Annotated in this window: 15 protein-coding genes; 13 read left to right on the plus strand and 2 right to left on the minus strand. The window is 64.6% G+C overall.

What is annotated here, in order from left to right; genetic code table 11:
• On the minus strand, positions 1–1,137 hold the full coding sequence (locus tag AKL02_RS02350; RefSeq protein WP_083077742.1) for a hypothetical protein: 1,137 nt from the start codon (positions 1,135–1,137) through the stop codon (positions 1–3).
• 233 nt (positions 1,138–1,370) lie between these two features.
• Here AKL02_RS02350 and motA point away from each other — a divergent pair, with 233 nt between their 5' ends.
• From motA to AKL02_RS02365, 3 genes are all read left to right on the plus strand, one after another.
• Positions 1,371–2,240 (plus strand): flagellar motor stator protein MotA, encoded by an 870-nt coding sequence (gene motA, locus AKL02_RS02355; RefSeq protein WP_078521940.1) that lies wholly within the window; start codon positions 1,371–1,373, stop codon positions 2,238–2,240.
• A gap of 7 nt (positions 2,241–2,247) precedes the next feature.
• Complete coding sequence (locus AKL02_RS02360; RefSeq protein ID WP_083077741.1) at positions 2,248–2,679, plus strand: flagellar export protein FliJ; 432 nt, start codon at positions 2,248–2,250, stop codon at positions 2,677–2,679.
• A 79-nt stretch (positions 2,680–2,758) separates the two neighbouring features.
• A complete protein-coding gene (locus tag AKL02_RS02365) occupies positions 2,759–3,151 on the plus strand; it encodes a DUF805 domain-containing protein (protein WP_078540254.1) in 393 nt (130 codons plus the stop codon).
• Positions 3,152–3,213: 62 nt separating this feature from the next.
• On the opposite strand, the gene ileS is transcribed toward AKL02_RS02365, so the two are convergent.
• A complete protein-coding gene (ileS, locus tag AKL02_RS02370) occupies positions 3,214–6,198 on the minus strand; it encodes an isoleucine--tRNA ligase (RefSeq protein WP_083077740.1) in 2,985 nt (994 codons plus the stop codon).
• A 383-nt stretch (positions 6,199–6,581) separates the two neighbouring features.
• Here ileS and AKL02_RS02375 point away from each other — a divergent pair, with 383 nt between their 5' ends.
• From AKL02_RS02375 to ftsH, 10 genes are all read left to right on the plus strand, one after another.
• Positions 6,582–7,307, plus strand: a complete 726-nt coding sequence (locus AKL02_RS02375) for a hypothetical protein (protein ID WP_408648109.1) — start codon at positions 6,582–6,584, stop codon at positions 7,305–7,307.
• On the plus strand, positions 7,297–7,698 hold the full coding sequence (gene ybgC, locus AKL02_RS02380; protein ID WP_078521933.1) for a tol-pal system-associated acyl-CoA thioesterase: 402 nt from the start codon (positions 7,297–7,299) through the stop codon (positions 7,696–7,698). Before AKL02_RS02375 ends, ybgC begins: the two co-directional genes overlap by 11 nt.
• A gap of 115 nt (positions 7,699–7,813) precedes the next feature.
• Complete coding sequence (tolQ, locus tag AKL02_RS02385; protein WP_078521931.1) at positions 7,814–8,509, plus strand: protein TolQ; 696 nt, start codon at positions 7,814–7,816, stop codon at positions 8,507–8,509.
• Between the two features lie 2 nt (positions 8,510–8,511).
• Positions 8,512–8,991, plus strand: coding sequence for a protein TolR (gene tolR / locus AKL02_RS02390; protein ID WP_078540251.1), 480 nt, complete (start codon positions 8,512–8,514; stop codon positions 8,989–8,991).
• Between the two features lie 19 nt (positions 8,992–9,010).
• Positions 9,011–10,240 (plus strand): cell envelope integrity protein TolA, encoded by a 1,230-nt coding sequence (locus tag AKL02_RS02395; RefSeq protein ID WP_083077739.1) that lies wholly within the window; start codon positions 9,011–9,013, stop codon positions 10,238–10,240.
• Positions 10,241–10,342: 102 nt separating this feature from the next.
• Positions 10,343–11,665, plus strand: coding sequence for a Tol-Pal system beta propeller repeat protein TolB (tolB, locus tag AKL02_RS02400; protein WP_078521923.1), 1,323 nt, complete (start codon positions 10,343–10,345; stop codon positions 11,663–11,665).
• A gap of 71 nt (positions 11,666–11,736) precedes the next feature.
• Positions 11,737–12,264 carry a peptidoglycan-associated lipoprotein Pal gene (gene pal / locus AKL02_RS02405; protein ID WP_083077738.1) on the plus strand — a complete coding sequence of 176 codons (528 nt, stop codon included), beginning with the start codon at positions 11,737–11,739 and terminating at the stop codon, positions 12,262–12,264.
• A 5-nt stretch (positions 12,265–12,269) separates the two neighbouring features.
• The gene (gene ybgF, locus AKL02_RS02410; RefSeq protein ID WP_332836460.1) at positions 12,270–13,103 is read left to right on the plus strand and encodes a tol-pal system protein YbgF; all 834 of its coding nucleotides are present in this window, start codon (positions 12,270–12,272) and stop codon (positions 13,101–13,103) included.
• Between the two features lie 10 nt (positions 13,104–13,113).
• Positions 13,114–14,337, plus strand: a complete 1,224-nt coding sequence (gene tilS / locus AKL02_RS02415) for a tRNA lysidine(34) synthetase TilS (RefSeq protein ID WP_232621699.1) — start codon at positions 13,114–13,116, stop codon at positions 14,335–14,337.
• 82 nt (positions 14,338–14,419) lie between these two features.
• Entirely contained in the window at positions 14,420–16,333 is a 1,914-nt protein-coding gene (gene ftsH / locus AKL02_RS02420; RefSeq protein WP_078521918.1) for an ATP-dependent zinc metalloprotease FtsH, read from the plus strand.
• Positions 16,334–16,340: the final 7 nt, after the last annotated feature.

Consider the following 16,340-nt stretch of genomic DNA (forward strand, 5'->3'; position numbering starts at 1 on the left):
TCAGCGCTCCTCGCCTGTTTGGTCGTCCGCAAGCGACTGGAAGACGGACTCGCGGATCGTATCGAGCGAGACCTTCCGCGCCTCGCCATGGCTCAGCGCGGGCGTCAGGCCAAGTTGCAGCGCCAGCGCCGAGAAGAAGATCAGTGCCGCACCACCCAGCATCGTGCGCATCTGCGGCTTCGCGCCCGTGCGCTTCACCGGGAGCTTGCCTGTCTCCTCGCGCAGCGGGGCGGCGAGGGGGGCGGCCTGCGGCTTCGCGGCTTCGGGCGCGATGAAGATGAAGTGGTCGAGCGCGGTCAGTCGCGCCGAGAGCGGGGTCCGCCGCAGCGTCGCAAGAAGCGAGGCGGGGAAATGGTCTGCGGGGGCGTGAATCTGACCGGGCATGGCGGTCGCGCCCTGTCGCGCCAGTTCGGCGACCGGAATGGCGAAGCTGTGCAGATCGTCCCGGAAATAGACGCCCCGCACCCCGAAGCTTTGCGCATCGGCACCGGCGTCTTCGATGGAAATGCGCACGGTGTCGGCGCTGAGGCTCAGTTCGCACGTCGCCATCAGCGCCTCGGCCCGGTGCGTGTCGCTCAACCGCCGGAAGCCGGGCGGACCGCCATCCTCGCCGGTAGTGCGCGCGGCCTCAGTGCTGGCACGTGGCGGGGACGCGGCGATCTTGCTCGCGGGCGGCGTGGTCGTGGATTGTTCCGGGTTCAGCTCCGACAGAAGCCGCTCCACCTCGCGCATCGCGGGCGAGACCGAGGCCGATTTCGCATCGGTCAGCGCTTCCGGATCGAGGCCTTCATCGGCGGCATAGGCGAAGTTGATCGCGTAATCGCGCGCAATCTCCGGAAGATCGTCGGTCTCATGTACGAGGGACAGGATCTTCTGCTCGTCGGAAAACAGCATCCGCCGGGTCCGGTAGCCCTCGACCTTCGGGATGACGGCGTATTCATCCGCCCGCCAGTTCATCGAGCGCGCAAGCCGGGGCAGGACGCGCTCGGCCTCGCTCGCATGAAAGACCAGCATCGCGCAGCCGCCTTCCGGGTCGAGGCCGACGGCCAGACACATCTGCTGCGGCCATTGCTGGAACAGATGGCGCAGGTCCTGCTCTTCGAGCAGAAAGGCTATGGCTTCCGCGCTGGCGCTCATGAAATGCCCTGAATGCAAGATCCGTGTTGGATTAACCTATCTATTCATGAATAATCGGTCAAGTTTCCTTGTTAAGCCTCCAGAATATTCGATTTATGCTTAATCTTGCTCGCAAGATTGGCATTTATACTTGACTTAACGGGAGCATCACCGGAGATTTAGCCAAGAATTTCAGGAAACGGCGGCAGTCGGTCGAGAAAGGCCGCAGGCGCGCAACACACGGACAAAGAATAATGACGATCATCCTTGGCCTGTTGGCCGTCGTGGGCCTCGTGTTTGGCGGCTTTCTTCTTTCCGGCGGCAGCATGGACGTTCTCATTCACGCTCTGCCCTTCGAGGGGATGATGATCGGCGGCGCGGCCTTGGGCTCTTTCCTGATCGCGAACTCGTTCAGCATGATCCGCCGCTCGGGGCGTGGGCTTGTGAAAGTGATGAAAGGCAGCCAGTGGAAGACGGCGGATTACACTGATCTGCTCAACCTGCTGTTCGAACTGTCGCGGCTTTATCGCAACAAGGGGATCATCGCGCTCGACTCGCATATCGAGACCCCGGAAGAGAGCGAGATCTTCGGTCGCTATCCGCGCATCCTGAAGGACCATTTCGCGATCCAGCTGATTACCGACAGCTTCCGGATGCTGGCGATGAACTTCGACGACAAATACCAGACCGAGGATGTCATCAACCGCAAGCTCAAGAAGCATCACCGCGAGGTCATGGCACCGGCCTCGGCGCTGCAGACCGTCTCTGACGCACTGCCCGCCATCGGCATCATCGCGGCCGTTCTGGGCGTGATCAAAACGATGGGCGCGATCGACCAGCCGCCGGAAATTCTGGGTGGCATGATCGGCGGCGCGCTCGTCGGCACCTTCCTCGGCGTGTTTCTTGCCTATTGCTTCGTGCAACCGATGTCCGGGCGTCTGCGCCAGATCGAAGAAGAGGATTCCGCATTCTATGCCGTGATCCGCGATATCTTCGTGGCGCTGGTGAGCGACCACCCGCCGAATATCTGCATCGAGATCGGTCGCGGCAGCATCCCCACCGTCTATCAGCCCGATTTCTACGCCGTCGAACAGGCGCAGAAAGAGCTGCCGCAGGCGGCGTAAACAGGCGATGGCGCGCAACCGGATCGCGGCTCTGGAGGTGATCGGGCGGCTGCGGCGGCGCGAGCTCGAAGAGCAGGCTGGCGAGCTCTCGAAACTGAATGCGCAGGTCGCGCGGCTGGAAGGCGAGCGCGATACGCTGACAGAGCGCGCCCGCGCCGAGCTTCACGTCACCTCGCCCGAGACCGCGCCCTATGCGGCCGGGTTTCGTGAGGCGGTGCGCGAGACGGTCTCGTGGCTCGATCAGGAAATCGGCACGCTGAACGAGCGCCGCGTGCCGCTCGAAGACCGGATGCGAGAGCTGTTTCGAGAGGCGAAGACCTACGACACGCTTCTCGACCGCGCCCGCGCCGAACGCGCGGCGGAGCTGGCAAAGCGCGAGCAAGCACAGACCGAGGAGCGCACGCTGCAACGCTGGCTGCGCGACAGGGATGCTGTCTGAATCTGCATTGAGGCTGGCGTCGAGAGCGATCCTGCGGCTAAGCTTTCCCTACGGCACATAAACAGAGGGAGACGCTCCGATGGAGTTCAGCGATGCAATCCGCAAATGTTTCTCGAACTACGTGACATTCACTGGCCGCGCAGCCCGGCCCGAATTCTGGTGGTTCGTTCTGTTCATCTTTCTCGGCAACATCGTCTTCGGCATCCTGGACCGTATCCTCTTCGGTCCAATGATGATGCGGGACGATGCGTCGCTTCTTGGCGCGATCTTCTCGCTCGTCGTGTTCCTGCCATCGCTCGCGGTGCTGGTGCGGCGGTTGCACGATATCGACCGGACCGGCTGGTGGGCCCTGATCGCGCTGATCCCGGTGATCGGAACGCTGGTTCTGCTCTTCTTTACCGTTCAGCGCGGCTCCACGGGCGGCAACCGGTTCGGGCCTCCGGCGCTGCCGCCGCATCAGATGCCGTCCTGAACTGACATGAAAAAGGGCACCCGCGTGGGGTGCCCTTCATTCTGTCGTAGGAAGCGATCTGCTCAGTCCAGCGCCGCATCGCACCGTTTGCAGGTGCCGGGATGCTTATGCGTGCCGACATCGGGCAGGATCTTCCAGCAGCGTTCGCATTTCTCGCCATCCGCCTTCTCGAAGACCACCGAGATGCCCGAGACTTCGGGCAGGCGGTACGCTTCCTGCGGGGCCGGATCGGCGGTCAGCGCGATATTCGAGGTGATGCAGAGATCCTCGAAGGGCACCGATTTCAGCGCCGCCAGAACGTCCGCATCCTCGACATGCACGACAGGTGCTGCCTCGAGCGATGCCCCGATCACCTTGGCCGAGCGCTGGACTTCGAGCGCCGCCGTCACCACGCGACGAGCGCGGCGGATGCCGTCCCATTTCGCGGCAAGGCTCGTATCGGCCCAGTCCGCGGGCGTCTCAGGGATGTCCCGCAGGTGCACCGAGGCGTCATCGCCCGGGAAGCGCGACAGCCACACGTCTTCCATCGTGAAGACGAGGATCGGCGCGAGCCAGGTCGTCAGGCGATGGAACAGCAGATCGAGCACCGTGCGCGCCGAACGGCGACGCAGGCCGTCTTCAGGGTCGCAATAGAGCGCGTCCTTGCGGATGTCGAAATAGAAGGCCGACAGGTCCACGGTGCAGAAGTTGAACAGCTGCTGGAACACGCCCTGGAAGTCGAACGCGTCATAGCCCTTGCGCACTTCCACATCGAGCTGTGCCAGACGATGCAGCACCCAGCGCTCCAGCTCCGGCATCTCCGCCGGATCGACACGCTCGGCGTCGGAGAACCCGTCGAGATTGCCCAGCATGAAGCGCAGCGTGTTGCGCAGGCGGCGATAGCTGTCCGCGACGCCTTTCAGGATCTCCGGCCCGATGCGCTGATCCTCGGTGAAGTCGGTCTGCGCGACCCAGAGGCGCAGGATATCCGCGCCGTATTGCTTGATGACTTCCTCGGGCACGATCGTGTTGCCCAGCGATTTGGACATCTTCATGCCCTTCTCGTCGAGCGTGAACCCGTGCGTCACAACGTTGCGATAGGGCGCGCGGCCCTTCGTGGCGCAGGCCTGCAGCAGCGAGGAGTGGAACCAGCCGCGGTGCTGGTCGGTGCCCTCAAGGTAGACATCGGCGATGCCATCCTCGGCCCCGTCCGCGCGGTCGCGCAGCACGAAGGCATGGGTGGAGCCGCTGTCGAACCACACGTCGAGCACGTCGAAGACCTGCTCGTAATCGTCGGGGTTCACCAGACCTTCGAGAACCTTCGCTTTGAACCCGTCCTCATACCACGCATCCGCGCCCTCGGTCTCGAAGGCGGCGATGACGCGCGCATTGGCTTCGGCATTGCGCAGCAGGAAGTCCTCGTCGGTAGGCTTGGCGCCTTTCTTGACGAAGCAGGTCAGCGGCACGCCCCAGGCGCGCTGACGGCTCAGCACCCAGTCGGGACGGTTCTCGATCATCGAATGCAGGCGGTTCTTGCCCTTCTCGGGCGTGAAGGTCACCAGCTCCTCGATCGAGGTCAGCGCGCGCTTGCGGATCGTGTCGCCATAGGTGCCCATGCCATCGTCGAGCGTGTGGTCGATCGCGGCGAACCATTGCGGCGTGTTGCGATAGATCAGCGGCGCTTTCGAGCGCCAGCTATGCGGGTAGGAGTGCTTGATCTTGCCCTTGGCGAGAAGCGCTCCGGCCCAAGCGAGCTGCTTGATGTTCGACACATTGGCCGGGCCGTCCTTGCCGTCCGCCGCGACGATCGCCTCGCCGCCGAACAGCGGCAGATCCTTGCGGTAGGTGCCGTCGGGTTCGACGTTGTAGGTCATCGGCAGGCCGAACTTGAGGCCCATCTGATAGTCGTCGTCACCGTGCGACGGCGCGGTGTGCACGAAGCCGGTCCCGGCCTCGTCGGTCACGTGATCGCCCGGCAGGAGCGGCACGTCGAAATCCCATTCGCCATTCGCGCCGTCGACGCCGGCATAGGGGTGCGACAGCGTCAGCCCCTCGAGTTCTGCCGCACTGACATTGCGCACGCGGGTGAAGCTCTCGACCTTCGCCTGATCCATCACCGATTGCGCCAGCGCATCGGCCATCAGCAGCAACTCGCCTTCTTCGGCGGTCGATTTCTCGCCCAGCGTATCGACCCGGTAAAGGCCGTAGGCGATGCCCGGATGGAAGGACACGGCGCGGTTCTGCGGGATCGTCCACGGCGTCGTGGTCCAGATCACGACGCTCGCCTCGTGCAACTGATCGGCCAGCAGCGCCTGATCGGCCGCATCATACTCGACCGCATCCTCGGTCGGCATCGCAGCGTTGCCGCCCCGGCGCACCTTGAAGCGCACCCAGATCGTGTGGCTGGTGTGGTCGTGATACTCGACCTCGGCCTCGGCCAGCGCGGTCTTCTCGACCGGCGACCACATCACGGGCTTGGAGCCCTGATAGAGCGTGCCGTTCATCAAGAACTTCATGAACTCCTCGGCGATCACCGCCTCGGCATGGTAGTTCATCGTCAGATACGGATCGGCCCAGTTGCCATAGACGCCGAGGCGCTTGAATTCCTCGCGCTGGATGTCGACCCAGTTCTCGGCAAACGCACGGCATTCGCGGCGGAAATCCACGACGTCGACCGCGTCCTTGTCGAGACCCTTGGCACGATACTGCTCTTCGATCTTCCACTCGATCGGCAGGCCGTGACAGTCCCAGCCCGGAACGTAGCGCGCATCGCGGCCCATCATCTGCTGCGAGCGGGTGATGAAGTCCTTCAGGATCTTGTTGAGCGCGTGACCGATATGGAGATGGCCATTCGCATAGGGAGGGCCGTCATGCAGCACGAAGCTCGGGCGGTTGTCCTTCGCGGCCTTCTCACGCAGGCGGTCATAGACGCCGATCTTCTCCCAGCGCGCCAGCCAGTCGGGCTCGCGCATGGGCAGGCCCGCGCGCATCGGGAAATCGGTTTTCGGCAGGAAGACGGTGCCACGATAATCGGGGGCGGTCGTCTCGGTGGTCTGGTCGGAACTCATGGAATTGTCGTCCTTGGGAAAGGGAAGGGCGTGCGCGCGCACGCCTCGGGGCTTGGCGCAATATCCCGGCTACCCTGACGCGTCAGAGCGCCGGGCAGGTAATTCGCGGATATGCAGCCAGCAAGAACATGCCGCCCTTATAGGCGTGCGACCGCAGGGCGGCAAGCGCAGATCAGGGAGGGCTGCCGCCCGTCACTGTGGGTTCGCAATTGACGAAGAAGTGGGGGCGCTGCCCCCACGCCCTGTCGGGCGTTCCCCCGGGATATTTGTGCCAAGCCGAAATACAGCTGCAGGCAAGAGCCGGGGATGCGCGGCAGATGGGGCTGGCCCCTTTCCCCCTCCGTCGCGATCTCTTAGGGTCAGGGCGAAGCGAGGGAGGCGGCATGTCGGAACAGGCAGAGATCACGGGCGAAATGGTGGAGCAGCTCTTCCGGCGCTCTTCCGACGAGTATCTGTTCGCGCGCTGGGGGCGCCCGGTCGTGCCGGTGGTGTTCGGGGTGGAGGCTGCGACGCTGGCGACCGTGAAGGGTGCGGTCGAGGCGGTCGTGGCACTGGCCGGGCACAAGATGGCCGAGACCGATCCCGAGCTTGGTGCGAACCTGATGATCTTCTTCTTCCGCGACTGGCAGGAATTGCTCGAGGTGCCCAATCTCGATCACCTGATCGACGGGCTGCAGGATCTGGTGATCCGGCTCGACGATCAGGGCGCGAACCAGTATCGCGTCTTCCGCTTCGACAAGGACGGCGCCATCCGGGCCTGTTTCGCCTTCGTGCGGATGGATGCCGGGCTCGACGAGGTGCCTGCCGAGGTGATCGCGCTGAGCCAGGCGGTGCAGATGATCCTGCTCTGGTCCGACAAGGCTTTCGTGAAACGCTCGCCGCTTGCGGTGGCGCGCGGCGTGACCGTGCTGCGCCCCGAGATCGCGGCGATCATTGCGGCGGGCTACGACCCGACGATGCCGGCCGTTGCGAAAGATCCGAGCCACGCGCTGCGCCTTGCCGCCCGCGCAGGTCTGCGTCAGGGCGAGGCCGCAGAGGCGGTGCGGGAATTGTCGCGCGAAGTGGACGAGGCGGAGCCGGACGATCAGGAGAACGAGAATGGCGCATGAGTTTCCGATCCGTGTCTATTACGAGGACACCGATCTCGCGGGGATCGTCTATTACGCCAATTACCTGAAGTTCATCGAGCGCGGGCGGTCCGAATTCGTCCGCGCGCTGGGCGTGGATCAGGTCGCGCTGAAGGCCGATCACGGGGTGGTCTTCGCGGTGCGCCGGGTCGAGGCCGATTATCTGCGCCCCGCGAAATTCGACGACGAGCTGGTGGTCACGACCGATCTGGTGGCCGAAACGGGCGCGCGTTTCGTGATGGAGCAGACCGTGCAGCGCGACGGCGAGGTGCTGTTCACCGCGCAGGTCACCATCGTCTGTCTCAACGAAGCGGGGGCGGCTCAGCGGCTTCCCGCCGATATTCGCCGGAAACTGGCCCCGAAACTGCACTGAAAAGCGGCGGGGTTTCGCCGGTTACATTGTTGTTATGGCGTTCCCCTTACTGCTGATATAGAATCGCTGGTAATCAGAGGCCCGATAACGTGGCCCCAACCGGCGAGCAGTACCTATGGACCAATCTTCGCTTGCGATGGCGCAGGAGATCGACTTCTCCCTGCTTGCGCTCTTTCTGCGCGCATCGCTGACCGTCAAACTCGTGATGATCATCCTCGTGGTGGCCAGCTTCTGGTCCTGGGCGATCATCATCCGCAAATTCATCGCCTATCGCGCGGCGCGCTCCGAGGCGGAAGCCTTCGACCGGGCCTTCTGGTCGGGAGAGCCGCTCGATGAGCTGTTCGACCAGATCGGCCCTGCGCCCGAGGGCGCGAGCCAGAAGATCTTCGCCGCCGGCATGCTGGAATGGCGTCGGTCGCATCGTCAGGACGGCGCGCTGATCACCGGCGCGCAGGCGCGGATCGAACGCTCGATGGATGTCGCGATCCAGAAAGCCACCGAGAACCTCAATTACGGGCTGAATTTCCTGGCGACCGTGGGCTCGATCTCGCCCTTCGTGGGGCTGTTCGGCACGGTCTGGGGGATCAAGGTCGCCTTCGAGGAGATCGCGATCTCGCAGAACACCTCGCTCGCCGTCGTGGCGCCCGGCATCTCGGAAGCGCTCGTCGCGACCGCGCTGGGCCTGCTCGCGGCGATCCCGGCGGTGATCTTTTACAACAAGCTGTCGTCCGATGCCGATCGCATCGCGGGCAACTATGAGGCCTTCGCGGACGAGTTCTCGACCATCCTGTCGCGCCAGTTGGATAGCTGATCATGGGCGCGGGTGTTGCAAAACGCGGATCGGGCGGATCGCGGCGCCGCAGGAGCGGGCGCGGGCGTCACGCCGCGATGAGCGAGATCAACGTCACGCCGATGGTCGACGTGATGCTGGTGCTCTTGGTGATCTTCATGGTTGCCGCGCCGATGATGACGGTGGGCGTGCCGCTGGAACTGCCGAAAACCGCAGCCAAGGCCGTGCCGACCGAGCAGGAAACGCCGCTGACGATCTCGCTTCAGGCGGACGGGAAGGTCTCGCTGATGAACTCGGAAGTGCCGCAGGATCAGCTGATCGACCGTCTCAAGGCGATCTCGGCCGAGCGTAACAGCAACAAGGTGTTCCTGCGCGCGGATGGCAAGATTTCCTATTCTCAGGTGGTGCAGGTGATGGGCGCGCTCAACGGCGCGGGGTTCTCGAACATCACGCTCGTCACCGATACCGGAGGGCCGCAATTGACGGCGCCTGCGGGGAACTGAGCCCAGGGGGCAGCATCGCATGAACCGTGCGGACAAGATCGGTTACGGCCTGTCGGGCGCGCTGCATGTGGGCGTGCTCTTCTGGGTCATTGCCGGGGGGCAGTGGTTCTTCCCGAAGCCGAACGAGCCGGTGGTGATCAGCCAGGTCGCGGTGATGTCCGAGCAGGACTTCAACACGATGATGGCCTCGGCGCCGAAGGATGCGCCGCAGCCGACGCCGGATCCGGTCGCGCCCACGGCGCCCGATACGCCCGCCGAGACGACACCGCCGCCCGAGACGCCCGCGCCTGAGCCGCAGGCCAAGCCGGAACCCGAGCCGCAGGCGATGCAGCAGCCCGATCCGGCCCCTGATGCGCAGCCCGACGTCTCGGCCCTGCAAGAGCCGACGCCGCCCGCCGAGGTGAGCGACACGCCGCCCGAAATCGTGCCGCCGGTCGAGGAGCCCTCGCCGACGGTCACGCCCGACATCTCTCCCGCGCCGAAGCCGAAACAGGCGCCGCGCGTGGCACCGACCCCTGCGCCCGAGCCGCCGCCCGAAGCGAAGGTCGATCCGCAGGCGCAGCCGCAAGAGGCGCCCAAACCCGCCGATACGCCCGATCAGCCGGTTGAGAAGCCGAAGGAGGCGACCGCGCCGCCGGAAGCTTCGACCGAGATCGTGACCGAAGCGAACAAGACCGAAGACAAGCCGGAAAGCTCTGCGCCGCTGGCCTCGCCGCGTCCGAGCGCCAAGCCGAAACCGCCTGCGCCGAAAGAGACGCAGACGGCCGCCGCGCCCGCCGAGAAGAAGCCTGCCGAGCCGAAACCGGCAGAAACCAAGCCCGCGCCGAGCGAGCCGAAGAAAGTCGACAGCGCCTCGGTCAACGATGCGCTCGCGGCAGCCTTGGGTGGCGAGGGCACGGGCGGCACCGGCTCTGCGCCGACGGGGCCGCCGATCACCGCGGGCGAGAAGGACGCGCTGATCGTCGACATCAAGCAATGCTGGAACACCGGTGCGCTCAGCTCGGATGCGCTGCGAACCACGGTGACGCTGTCGGTCGACATGCAGCCTGATGGCCACCCGATCATCTCCTCGATCAAGCTGGTCGGGGCGACGGGCGGCACCGGCAACGCGGTCGATCAGGCTTTCGAGGCCGGGCGTCGCGCTATCGTTCTGTGCGGCTCGGACGGCTTCCCGCTGCCGCCGGAGAAATACGACCGCTGGAAAACGATCACCATCGACTTCAATCCCGAAAAAATGAGGATGAAATGACGGTGGATCGGCGAGTTTCCGCGCGGTGTCATGGGGTTGTGATGCACGATCGTGCCGCAGCGCGTTACAAACCGGGCAAGACCCGGAAAGGGAGTGTGTGACATGATGCGTTTCGTTCTCAGTTTGCTGGCGGCTGTGATGCTGGCACCCATCGCCGCAACCGCGCAGGATTCCGAACCGCTGCATATCGAGATCACCGATGGCGTGATCGAGCCGATGCCGTTCGCGATCGCGGGGTTCATCCCCGAAAGTTCCGAGGCCGCCGATATGGCGAGCCAGATCACGCAGGTGATCTCGAGCGACCTGACGGGAACGGGCCTGTTCCGCGAAATCCCGAAATCCGCCTATATCCAGAACGTGTCGAGCTTCGATACGCCGGTGAAATATTCCGACTGGCAGGCGATCAACGCGCAGGCGCTGGTCGTGGGTTCGGTGGGGATGCAGGGCGGCAAGGTGGTTGTGAAGTTCCGCCTCTTCGACGTGTTCTCCGGTCAGCAGATGGGCGACGGGCAGCAGCTTGCAGCCTCGCCGGCAAGCTGGCGGCGTCTGGCACACAAGGTCTCGGACGTGATCTATTCGCGCATCACGGGCGAGGGGCCCTATTTCGACAGCCGTGTGGTCTTCGTCTCGGAAAGCGGGCCGAAGGACAATCGCCAGAAGCGGCTCGCCGTGATGGATTACGACGGCGCGAACGTGACCTATCTCACCGATGCCTCGACCATCGTGCTCGCCCCGCGCTTCTCGCGTGACGGGACGAAGGTGCTGTTCACCACCTTCGAGACCGGCTTCCCGCGCATCAAGATGCTCGACGTGGCCACCGCCTCGGCGCGGCTTCTGCCGGAAGTGCCCGGCACGATGACCTTCGCGCCGCGCTTCTCGCCCGATGGCACGAAGATCGTCTATTCGATGGAGCAGAACGGTAATACCGATCTGTGGATGATGAATATCAGCTCGGGCCAGACCCAGCGCCTGACGACCTCGCCTGCGATCGAAACTTCGCCCAGCTTCTCGCCCGACGGCTCGCGGATCGTGTTCGAATCCGACCGCTCGGGCACGCAGCAGCTCTACATCATGCCCGCGAGCGGCGGTGACGCGACGCGGATCAGCTTCGGCGACGGGCGCTATTCGACCCCCGTGTGGTCGCCGCGCGGCGACATGATCGCCTTCACCAAGCAAAATCAGGGCCGTTTCCATATCGGCGTGATGCGCACCGACGGCTCGGAAGAGCGTCTGCTGACCTCGTCCTTCCTCGACGAGGGTCCGACCTGGTCGCCCAATGGCCGCGTGATCATGTTCACCCGGGAGAGCCCCGGCGCCCAAGGGTCGGCCTCGCTCTATTCGGTCGATATCTCCGGGCGCAACCTGAAGAAAGTCTCCACGCCGGGCGCCGCGTCCGATCCGGCCTGGTCGCCGCTTCTGCCATGAGAGCGGATTAACAAGCGTTAGAGAAACTGGTAGGCTCGCCCGAAAAGGGCAGATCAACAAAGGCGGAAACCATGAATTTTGCAGTGAAGGCCGTTCTGGCCATCTCGATGCTGGGCCTCGCGGCCTGTTCGAACCCCGATCAATACGGCTCCGGTGCGACCGGCCCCGGCGGCGCGCTCGGCCCGGGCGGTGCAGGCGGCATCACCCAGGGCGGGATCAACGATCCGAACTCGCCGGCCTATTTCAGCCAGACCATCGGCGACATGGTGCATTTCCAGGTTGACCAGTCGACGCTGACCGACACCGCGCGCGGCATCCTGTCCCAGCAGGCAAGCTGGCTGGTGAGCCACCCGAGCTACACTGCGATCATCGAAGGCCATGCCGACGAGCAGGGCACCCGCGAATACAACCTCGCGCTCGGCGCACGCCGTGCCTCGGCCGTGCAGGAATACCTGATCAGCCAGGGCGTGGCCGGTAACCGTCTGCGCACGGTCTCCTACGGCAAGGAACGCCCGCTGGCGATCTGCTCCACCGAAGAGTGCTACAAGAAGAACCGTCGCGCCGTGACGGTGATCTCGCAATCGGCGGTCGGGAGCTGATCGCGATGCTGAGAGCTTTGCTTCTCGGCGCGGCTGTTCTGGCAGCCGCGCCCGCGCTGGCTCAGGACGCGAACCGCGCCCAGACGCTGGCGGATATCAAGACCGAACTGGGACAGCTTCAGACCGAGATCGGGAGCCTGCGTCAGGAGCTGCAGGCCTCTGGCCAGGCTGGGCTGCAGAAAGCGGGCGGCGATTCCGCTCTGCAGCGCATGGACTCGATGGAGCTGTCGCTGTCGCATATGACCGACCGCGTCGAAGAGCTGGAAAACAAGATCAACCGCGTCGTCGCCGATGGCACGAAGCGGATCGGCGATCTGAATTTCCGGGTCTGCGAGATGGAAGAGAACTGCGACATTTCGAAGCTGGGCATGGCCAAGCCGCTGGGAGGCGACGCACCGACCAACGCGCCTTCGGTCACTGGCCCCGCGCCGGATTCGACGCCCGGTCCCGATCTCGCGATCAACGAGAAATCGGATTTCGAAGCGGGCAAGAAAGCCTATGAGGATGGCGATTACGCCTCGGCGGCCGATCTTCTCACGACCTTCCGGCAGACCTATCCCGGTTCTCCGTTGACCAGCGACGCGATGTATTATCGCGGTCTCGCGCTGCAAAAGCAGGGCGACGAGGCGGGTGCTGCACGGGCATGGCTCGACGGGTTCTCCGCCGATCCGAAAGGGTCGCGGGCGGCGGACAACCTGCTGTCGCTCGGCAAGGCGCTGGGGCAGCTCGGTCAGCAGAGCGAGGCCTGCACCACGCTGGGTCAGGTGAGCGCACGCTTCCCGGGTTCGTCGGCGGCGGGCGAGGCGCAGAGCGCGCAGCAATCGCTGGGATGCCAGTGAGCGCGGTCCGGTGACGCTGGACGACATCGCAAGACACGGTTTTGACCCCGATGCGCCCCGGCGCGTCGGGGTTGCCGTTTCCGGGGGCTCGGATTCGATGGCGACGCTGGTGCTGCTGGCTGCGCATTTCGAGGTCGCCGCGGTGACGGTGGATCACGGGCTGCGCCCCGAGGCCGCCGACGAGGCTGCGTTTGTCGGGCGGTTCTGCGCGGATCGCGGCATTGCGCATACCGTCCTGCGCTGGGATGGCGCCAGCGCCGAGGGCAATCTGATGGATGCCGCGCGCCGGGCGCGTTTGCGGCTGATCGGCGATTGGGCGCGCGAAAACGAGATTGCCCATGTTGCGCTGGGGCATACCGCCAACGATCAGGCCGAGACCTTCCTGATGCGGCTCGCCCGCGAGGCGGGGCTGGAGGGGCTGTCGGGCATGCGTCCGCGGTTCGAGGCCGAGGGCGTGACATGGCATCGTCCGTTTCTTGCCCAGACACGCGAGTCGTTGCGCGACCATCTGCGCGCGGAAGGCATCACGTGGATCGACGATCCCTCCAACGCGAATGACCGCTTCGAGCGGGTCAAGGCGCGTCAGGCGCTCGGGGCGCTCGCGCCTTTGGGCGTCGATGCGCAGGCGATCGCCGGCGTGACGGCGAACCTCTCGGCTGCGAATGCGGCGCTGCACCGGTTGCTGATGGCGGAGGTCGCATGTCACGTCTCCGAGGCGTCGGGCGATCTGCTGATCGATGCGGCGGGCTTCGCCGCGATGGATCCGGAATTGCAACGTCGCCTGATCGTGGCTGCGCTGCGCTGGGTCTCCGGGGCGGAGTATGCGCCGCGCGCCGCGAAGGTGCAGAGCCTGCTGTCGGAGATCGTGCTGCCCGGCGACCGTACCCTGCATGGTTGCCGCATCACCTCCGGCAATGACGCGATCCGCATTACCCGCGAGGCGCAGGCCGCGGCCGATCTGCGCGTGGCTGTCGAAGCTGGCGCCGCGCTTTGGGACCGCTGGGAGGTCACCGGGCCCGCAGTGGACGTGGCGGAAGTCGCGGCGCTGGGGGAGGCGGGATTGCGCCAATGCCCCGACTGGCGCGACACCGGCCTTCCGCGTGCCTCGCTTGCCGCAAGTCCCGCCATTTGGCGCGGCGAGACGCTTGTCGCGGCGCCGATCGCGGGCTTTGGCGCGGGCTGGCGGGCGCGGATTTCCCGCGACGCATTCGCCACTTGGCTAATTCGACGTTGAACCCCGGCGCGTAATGCCTATTTTCACTGAGGAAGAGGCGGCGACCGCAGGTCAGCCGCCCGATACGATTGGAGGATATTCCTTGGGTAATGCGCGCAATCTGGCCTTTTGGGCGGTGCTGTTCCTGCTGATTTTAGCCCTGTTCAACCTTTTCGGTGATGGGCAATCTTCGATGAACTCGTCCCAAGCGACCTACTCGGAGTTCATGGACGCCGTCGATAAAGGCGAGGTGAAGAACGTTCGCCTCGATGGCGAAGAGGTGCGCTACCAGCTCGCCGATGGCACAAGCTTCACCACCATCAAGCCGATGGAAGATCAGATCGCAGAGAAGCTGATCGACAAGGGCATCGCGGTGAGCGTCGTCAAGCAACAGCAGTCGGGCTTCATGTCGCTGCTGGGCGTCTGGCTTCCCTTCCTCGTGCTGATCGGCATCTGGATCTTCTTCATGAACCGGATGCAGGGCGGCGGCAAAGGCGGCGCGATGGGCTTCGGCAAGTCCAAGGCGAAGCTCCTGACCGAGAAACATGGCCGCGTGACGTTCGACGACGTGGCGGGTATCGACGAAGCCAAGGAAGAACTCGAAGAGATCGTGGAATTCCTGCGCAACCCGCAGAAATTCTCGCGCCTCGGCGGCAAGATCCCGAAAGGCGCGCTGCTGGTTGGCCCTCCGGGTACCGGTAAGACGCTTCTGGCCCGCGCCATTGCGGGCGAGGCGGGCGTGCCCTTCTTTACCATTTCGGGCTCCGACTTCGTCGAGATGTTCGTGGGTGTGGGTGCATCCCGTGTCCGCGACATGTTCGAGCAGGCCAAGAAGAACGCGCCCTGCATCGTCTTCATCGACGAGATCGACGCAGTGGGCCGTGCCCGTGGTGTCGGCATCGGCGGCGGCAATGACGAGCGCGAACAGACCCTCAACCAGCTTCTGGTCGAGATGGACGGCTTCGAGGCTAATGAAGGCATCATCATCATCGCGGCGACGAACCGTAAAGACGTGCTCGACCCCGCGCTGCTGCGTCCGGGCCGCTTCGACCGTCAAATCCACGTGCCGAACCCCGACATCAAGGGCCGCGAGAAGATCCTGACGGTTCACTCGCGCAAAGTGCCGGTGGGGCCGGATGTCGACCTGCGCACCATCGCGCGCGGCACGCCGGGCTTCTCGGGCGCCGACCTGATGAACCTCGTGAACGAAGCCGCGCTGATGGCGGCCCGCGTCGGGCGTCGCTTCGTCTCGATGGAAGATTTCGAGAACGCCAAGGACAAGGTGATGCTGGGTGTCGAGCGCCGCTCGATGGTGCTCACCCCCGAGCAGAAGGAAATGACCGCCTATCACGAGGCCGGTCACGCCATCGTCGGCCTGTCGCTGCCGAAATGCGATCCGGTCTACAAGGCAACGATCATTCCGCGCGGTCAGGCCTTGGGTATGGTCGTCTCGCTGCCCGAGATGGACAAGCTCAACTACCACAAGGACGAGGCCAAGCAGAAGATCACCATGACCATGGCGGGCAAGGCAGCCGAGATCCTGAAATGGGGCGAAGAGCATGTCTCGAACGGCCCCGCGGGTGACATTCAGCAGGCGTCGGCGATTGCCCGCGCCATGGTGATGCGCTGGGGCATGTCCGAGAAGGTCGGCAATATCGACTATGCCGAGGCGCATGAGGGCTATCAGGGCAACACCGCTGGCTTCTCGGTCTCGACCAAGACGAAAGAGCTGATCGAGGAAGAGGTGCGCGGCCTGATCGAAGACGGCTACCAAGAGGCGCGCCGTATCCTGACCGAGCGGATCGAGGATTGGGAACGTCTGGCTCAAGGCCTTCTGGAATACGAAACCCTCACCGGCGACGAGATCAAGAAGGTCCTCTCCGGAGAGCCGCTGGGCGGTGACGACGACGACAGCTCCTCGGGGAGCCTGCCGTCGGTGACCGCGCTGCCCAAAACGTCCAAGAAGAAGGATCAGGGCGACGGCGGGGCGGAAACCACCCCCGAGCCTTCGGCCTGACCGCGAA

This window comes from Thioclava electrotropha (assembly GCF_002085925.2).
Taxonomy (GTDB): Bacteria; Pseudomonadota; Alphaproteobacteria; order Rhodobacterales; family Rhodobacteraceae; genus Thioclava; species Thioclava electrotropha.

Bases quoted from the DNA above. Each gene is read 5' to 3' on its own strand.
- motA (WP_078521940.1), top strand. From the start codon at position 1,371: ATGACGATCATCCTTGGCCTGTTGGCCGTCGTGGGCCTCGTGTTTGGC.
- AKL02_RS02360 (WP_083077741.1), top strand. From the start codon at position 2,248: ATGGCGCGCAACCGGATCGCGGCTCTGGAGGTGATCGGGCGGCTGCGG.
- AKL02_RS02375 (WP_408648109.1), top strand. From the start codon at position 6,582: ATGTCGGAACAGGCAGAGATCACGGGCGAAATGGTGGAGCAGCTCTTC.
- pal (WP_083077738.1), top strand. From the start codon at position 11,737: ATGAATTTTGCAGTGAAGGCCGTTCTGGCCATCTCGATGCTGGGCCTC.
- AKL02_RS02365 (WP_078540254.1), top strand. From the start codon at position 2,759: ATGGAGTTCAGCGATGCAATCCGCAAATGTTTCTCGAACTACGTGACA.
- ybgC (WP_078521933.1), top strand. From the start codon at position 7,297: ATGGCGCATGAGTTTCCGATCCGTGTCTATTACGAGGACACCGATCTC.
- AKL02_RS02350 (WP_083077742.1), bottom strand. From the start codon at position 1,137: ATGAGCGCCAGCGCGGAAGCCATAGCCTTTCTGCTCGAAGAGCAGGAC.
- tolQ (WP_078521931.1), top strand. From the start codon at position 7,814: ATGGACCAATCTTCGCTTGCGATGGCGCAGGAGATCGACTTCTCCCTG.
- tolB (WP_078521923.1), top strand. From the start codon at position 10,343: ATGATGCGTTTCGTTCTCAGTTTGCTGGCGGCTGTGATGCTGGCACCC.
- AKL02_RS02395 (WP_083077739.1), top strand. From the start codon at position 9,011: ATGAACCGTGCGGACAAGATCGGTTACGGCCTGTCGGGCGCGCTGCAT.
- ileS (WP_083077740.1), bottom strand. From the start codon at position 6,198: ATGAGTTCCGACCAGACCACCGAGACGACCGCCCCCGATTATCGTGGC.
- ybgF (WP_332836460.1), top strand. From the start codon at position 12,270: ATGCTGAGAGCTTTGCTTCTCGGCGCGGCTGTTCTGGCAGCCGCGCCC.
- tolR (WP_078540251.1), top strand. From the start codon at position 8,512: ATGGGCGCGGGTGTTGCAAAACGCGGATCGGGCGGATCGCGGCGCCGC.